Origin of the sequence: Photobacterium sp. OFAV2-7, assembly GCF_022347985.1 — a bacterium.
Taxonomy (GTDB): Bacteria; Pseudomonadota; Gammaproteobacteria; order Enterobacterales; family Vibrionaceae; genus Photobacterium.
The window spans coordinates 1-5,716 of sequence record NZ_JAKRFQ010000276.1 but is presented as its reverse complement, the minus strand read 5'-3'; the positions used below and the strand labels follow the sequence as shown (position 1 = coordinate 5,716).

The 5,716-nt window shown below is 46.7% G+C and carries 6 protein-coding genes; 2 read left to right on the top strand and 4 right to left on the bottom strand.

The annotated features are described in order from the left end of the window. The coding region (locus MHN01_RS14470; protein WP_239411986.1) for an AraC family transcriptional regulator at nt 1-894 on the bottom strand (894 nt) is incomplete at its 3' end. Nucleotides 895-1,080: 186 nt separating this feature from the next. On the opposite strand from MHN01_RS14470, the gene MHN01_RS14465 reads away from it, so the two are divergent. After that, entirely contained in the window at nt 1,081-2,232 is a 1,152-nt protein-coding gene (locus MHN01_RS14465) for an iron-containing alcohol dehydrogenase (protein WP_239411988.1), read from the top strand. A gap of 131 nt (nt 2,233-2,363) precedes the next feature. Here MHN01_RS14465 and MHN01_RS14460 read toward each other — a convergent pair whose 3' ends face one another. Next, nucleotides 2,364-2,816: an Lrp/AsnC family transcriptional regulator gene (locus MHN01_RS14460; RefSeq protein ID WP_239411985.1), complete on the bottom strand. Its 453-nt coding sequence runs from the start codon at nt 2,814-2,816 to the stop codon at nt 2,364-2,366. 157 nt (nt 2,817-2,973) lie between these two features. On the opposite strand from MHN01_RS14460, the gene MHN01_RS14455 reads away from it, so the two are divergent. Next, nucleotides 2,974-3,909, top strand: coding sequence for a DMT family transporter (locus MHN01_RS14455; protein ID WP_239411984.1), 936 nt, complete (start codon nt 2,974-2,976; stop codon nt 3,907-3,909). Nucleotides 3,910-4,002: 93 nt separating this feature from the next. Here MHN01_RS14455 and MHN01_RS14450 read toward each other — a convergent pair whose 3' ends face one another. Together MHN01_RS14450 and MHN01_RS14445 are read right to left on the bottom strand one after the other, a co-directional pair. After that, nucleotides 4,003-4,767: a MipA/OmpV family protein gene (locus MHN01_RS14450; RefSeq protein ID WP_239411987.1), complete on the bottom strand. Its 765-nt coding sequence runs from the start codon at nt 4,765-4,767 to the stop codon at nt 4,003-4,005. Between the two features lie 226 nt (nt 4,768-4,993). After that, nucleotides 4,994-5,716: succinylglutamate desuccinylase/aspartoacylase family protein (locus MHN01_RS14445; RefSeq protein WP_239411983.1), on the bottom strand; the 723-nt coding region annotated here is incomplete at its 5' end.

Here is a 5,716-nt window from a genome sequence, read left to right as displayed (position 1 = left end):
CACAAATCCGATATCGGCTGCCTTACTCGGCGGCAGGCCAAAGTAGCGCTTGAATTCACGGCTGAACTGGGTGGCACTTTCATAACCGACTTTTACAGCCGCGACATTGGCTGGCATTCTGTCTTGTACCATCAGGGTCCTTGCTTTATTTAAGCGGATTTTCTTGATGTATTGCAGCGGAGGGTCTGTCACTACCTGTTTAAAAGCACGATGAAATGAAGAAACGCTCATCCCTGCCATATCGGCCAGATCATCAATCGCCAGCTTTTGCTCATAATGGGCCTGCACATGATTGATAACTTTAGATACCCGAGACAGGGCACTATCTTGCTTACAGTATTGGGCAAGTAGGTAACCTTGCTCCCCCTGTAAGAGCAAATAAAAGAATTCCCGTATAATCTGAGGTCCCAACACCTTTGAATCAAGCGGACTGTGTAACACCTTCAGCAGGCGAGTCATACAACTGGTTATATCAGGTGTGATCCGGGCAGCTGCAACACCACGCCCATTTGGCTCGGTCCTTAATATGTCAGGATCTCCATGTTGTTCGATTAACTCAACAAGTTGCTGGATAACGGTAAGATCGAACCCTATATCAATCCCGATAAGCGGTGATTCTTCCGATGCAAAGGTTTCACAGGCAATAGGATAAGGCGTTGCCACGATCAGACAATGCTCCGTATCATATTCAAAACGGTAGTCATTCAAATGGCCTACCTTGTTGCCCTGAAAAATAATCACCACGCCCTGCTGATACATCTGCGGCGTCACTTTATGATATTTATTAATTCTGAATAACCTGACACCCGGTAAGCTGGTATCGACCCGCCCTATCTGTTTATCCAACCCGTATAGTTCACATAGCGATGTCGCTAAGCTAACAGTATTGATCATGTTTACCTCCGATAGAGCCATCATCGTCGTTACAGTCACGAATGCAAGCACCTCTCATAAAAAAGTAGAATTAGGCAAGTATTAGAGAGAATCGTGTATTAAACAGTTACCAGAACTCTCATAGACTATACCCTATCGATTCAAGGCCGTGATAAGGCTGATAATGACTCTCACCGGAGAACAATGATGAACAAATTCATTTATCAAAACCCTACCCGTATTCATTTTGGTGAAGGCCAGATCGCTGCTATCACCAATGATATTCCGAAAGATAAGAAAGTTCTGGTTACCTATGGTGGTGGCTCAATCAAAAGCAACGGCGTCTATGCGCAAGTAGAAGCTGCACTGGCTGATCACCAATGGGGAGAGTTCGCTGGTATCGAGCCAAACCCGCAATACGATACCCTGATGAAAGCCGTTGATATGATCAAAGCAGATGGTTATGACTACCTGCTGGCCGTTGGCGGTGGTTCAGTTATCGACGGTACAAAGTTCATTGCTGCAGCAGCTAGCTACAAAGGCGAAGATCCATGGAACATCCTGGCAGCCAATGAAGCAGTAAAAGCAGCCGTACCACTGGCCTGCGTGCTAACGCTACCGGCAACAGGCTCAGAAAACAACATGGGGGCTGTTGTCTCTCGCGGTAAAGACAAGTTGGCATTTATGTCTCCTCTTGTTCAGCCTATCTTTGCTGTACTGGATCCGAAAACAACCTTGAGCCTGTCGCCTCGTCAGGTTGCAAATGGCGTTGTTGATGCTTTCGTTCACGTGATGGAGCAATACCTGACTTTCCCTGCAAACGCCAAAGTGCAGGATCGTTTTGCCGAAGGTCTATTGCTTACCCTTATTGAAGAAGGCCCTAAAGCACTGGCTACTCCTGATGATATGGATGTACGTTCCAATGTTATGTGGTCGGCAACTCAGGCGCTTAACGGCCTGATCGGTGTCGGTGTACCTCAAGACTGGACGACCCACATGATTGGACATGAGCTTACCGGCAACTACGGTATCGATCATGCCCGTACTCTGAGCATCGTATTGCCTGCCGTCATGCAAGAGCGGCGTGCCGACAAAGAAGCCAAACTGCTTCAGTACGGCGAACGTATCTTTGGTATTACCGAAGGCTCTATTGATGAGCGTATTGATGCTGCCATTGCCCAAACTATTGCTTTCTTCAAGCAGATGGAAGTACCAACACGTCTTGCAGATGTCGACCTTGATGCATCAGCGATTGACACACTCGTCGCCGGCCTTGAAAAACATGGCATGAAAGCACTGGGCGAGCACGGAAACATTGCTATTGCTGACAGCCGGGCTATCTTAGAAGCAGCGCTGTAATCAGTAAGACATTAGCTACGAGTAACTGTAAGCCCATCACATAATGTGGTGGGCTTCTTTATTACTAACGCCATTATCTACGCCTCGATTTTCATTACCATTACAAGCCTCTATCGAGCAGCCACTTTCTGCTAGGACACCGGCAACGGCGTTCCTTGTTTCACAGGGCGGATCGCAAGGTTGGTATTGATATCTTTGACCATATTCAAAGTCTGTAGCTTACGCATAAAGCCTTCATAGTGCTGCAGATCTTTACTCACAACTTCTAGCAAATAGTCGTATTGCCCCGAAATCACATGACAGCTGATCACTTCATGCATGCACTCAACCGCATTTTCAAATTCGTTGATAGCCTGATCACGGTGATTGCTTAAGCTAACGTTGACAAAAAACGTCATCATCAGGCCTAGTTTTTGTCTGTTCAGTTTAACCTGATAGCCATCAATCACCCCTTCTGATTCGAGCAGCTTGATTCGCCGGGCACAAGGAGAAACAGACAACCCGACGGCATCTGCAATCTCAGCTGTCGTCTTACGTACATCTCCCTGTAACTCAGCCAAAATCTGCTTATCTTTTCTATCCATTATTAAGCCCCACCAGCAATTAACAAAAAACACCAACATATGGAAAATTATTAGAAATATTTATCAAATTATCCACGCACACACCATACATTTGCCAACTTTAGCTGCGGATAATTATTCATACTTTTATTCCCAGCCACTATTACGCGGAATATATATGGAATGTGTAGCAAAGAAAGAAAAGCTGTTGGGATTGCTGGCCATGGCGGCAACCTTGTTAATCTGGGCCAGCTTCTTTATCTCACTGAGGGCTTCAGGCCAGTCCCCGCTTACTGTCGGTGATATTGCGCTTCTACGCTTTGTCCCAGCCGCTTTGGTATTCGGTATTTTAAGCCTGCCTAAAACAAAGCAAATCAAGGCCACAGCCAAGCGCTACCTTTTTACTATCGCTATTGGTGCCGGGTTACCTTTCTTTCTATTGGCTGCCAACGGGCTACGCTTAGCACCTGTTGCCGATGGCGCTTCATTAATTCCGGGGATCCTGCCACTCTTCGTGTCATCCATCGCGGCATATTGCTATCGTGAGAAAATATCTAAGATCAGGAAGCTCGGTATTGGCTTGATATTTATCGGTATCGGCCTGTTTATCACTCACTCGTTATCAAGCGGTCAGCACCAAGTTCTGCAGGGGCACGGGTTACTGCTGGCAGCTAGTTTCAGTTGGGCCTGGTATACCATTGGAATGAGGGTAAGTGGCCTTTCACCCATTGCTGGTGGTGCCATACTGGCAATCTCGGCCTGCCTATTGTTACCTGTTTTGTATACGATGGGCTGGGTAGAGTTTAACTTGATGTCAGCACCGGCCAGTGATGTCATCTTTCATCTGTTAATTCAGGGTATCGCTGCCGGGATCATCGCAAACTTCAGCTATGGATATGCCATTTCACGACTCGGCGCAGAAATGAGCGCGGCCCTGGGTTCATTCACTCCTGTTATCGCAGCCTTGATGGCTGTTGTAATTTTTGATGAATCACTGACACTTACAACAGCGACTGCCATGGGGATGATTGTTATAGGGGCACTTTCGGCCAGCGAAATCATCAAGCTAAGGCCAATTGCCATTCGCTCGCTTGCCAAGTCTACCAATCCATAGACGGGATTCAGTCTGATAGTATGGCAGAGGTAAAAGAGGTCAGTAAGTATTTACAAGCTTACTGGCCTCTCAGCATTTAACTAGTCGATTAGCTTAAAAAACATAAGAAATACCAACAGAACCCTGGCTGGTTACTGACGCTGCGATAATCGGGCTTTTCTCGATATCACCTTCCAGGTTAGTGTATCGGACACTTGCATTTAGCCTTAAGCTTTCTGTTACAAAGACATATCCGCTCAAACCCACGAAATATTGGCCATCCCAATCGGCTTCAAAAGCATCCAGACCAGAACGCAGCGACTCCTCATTTGAGACACCATATAAATGGTTGTTAATACGATCACTATTGTACGAATAGCCAATTTGCGGCGTGATACCAAAGCGGTTCATCCTGATAGGAAGCCTCCAGGAAGCTTCTGCGTATAAACCATTGTGCTTGTTCCCCAGATCGGTACCGGCTCCGACTTCAAAAACCCCAACCTGCGAAATCATCTGATAGCTAATACCACCAAGCACCGATGCTTCACGCTCATCCAGTTTCTGAATTTGGGCATCATTTGAGTCTGAAGGCTTCAATGTTCTTGGATCATAGGCCAACCGGAAGATCACATTAGTCGGAGTACCGATTGGATATAACCTGACCCCGGCAGAAAAACCACGGAAGAATACATGTTCACTTTCATAGCCGACGGCAGGTATTACAACAACATTGGCATCGGTATCCCGATAGACTTCAGGCGCATAAGAGGTTATTGCACCTAGTGAAACCTGACCGGCAGTGGCGGTACTTCCGAATGCAATCAATACAAGGCTAGTAGCTGCTTTCAATGCCCTTTTGAAACTCCCCCGACTAGCCATACCAATTTTTGAGACTGTTGCCTTCCTTACCATTAACACTTCTTCTTTTTTGTTCATTACAACTCTCAGACTTCTGCTTTTTCTACACAGTGACTTTTCACCAACTTGAATGACGTACGGTATAAGCCCAAAATAAAAGGCGAATAAATCGCCCTCTACATAATGCCCCGCACTATACCGTCATGATGCCTGTAAATCCACAAGTTCCTTATATCAATGCGACATACTACTTAAGTAAGCGAACCAATAAGGTTCCTGGCTCACGCATAGGGTCCTGATTGACACTGAGCACATACCCGCTTGACGGAGCCTCATAACGCTTGAGCTCATCACCGAAACTATCATATTGAATCGCCACCAGCTGTCCGGCTTCAACACGAGAACCAATTTCCACCTGAGGCAATGCAAAGCCTCCGACTTCTGAACGTACGGTGATCACTTTCTTGCCCTCATAATGTTCCTGAGTGGCAGGCTTCGGCTCACCTTCAATAACACCTTCGGCTTTTAGAATGTTCAATACTCCCTGTAAGGAGCGTTCGATCATATCGGGTTGCAGCACCTTACCGGCACCTACCTCAACAGTAATCGATGGAACACCACTCCGATTCCAGACAGTCTCAAGTACACCTTCATCGCCGGGATCATCAAAAATGCAATCCGGGTTCATCAGGCGCGCCATTTTTACGGTTTGGGGAATACGGTAATCAGCAAAAACATAAAGCGGATACTCAGCACCTCGGGTTTGAGTGTGTAAGTCGATCGCAAAATCAGCATTATGCCCCAGCAAATTCTGCCAAATCGCAGCAATATAGCGCTGGGCGGCATCACCATCCGGGTTGCCCGGAAAAATACGGTTGATGTTCGTCGGTGAGGCATCGGGATCAGACGGGATAAAGTCTCGGCTGTGCATGAGCATCCCTGATACATTCACTATCGGCACAACGGTTAC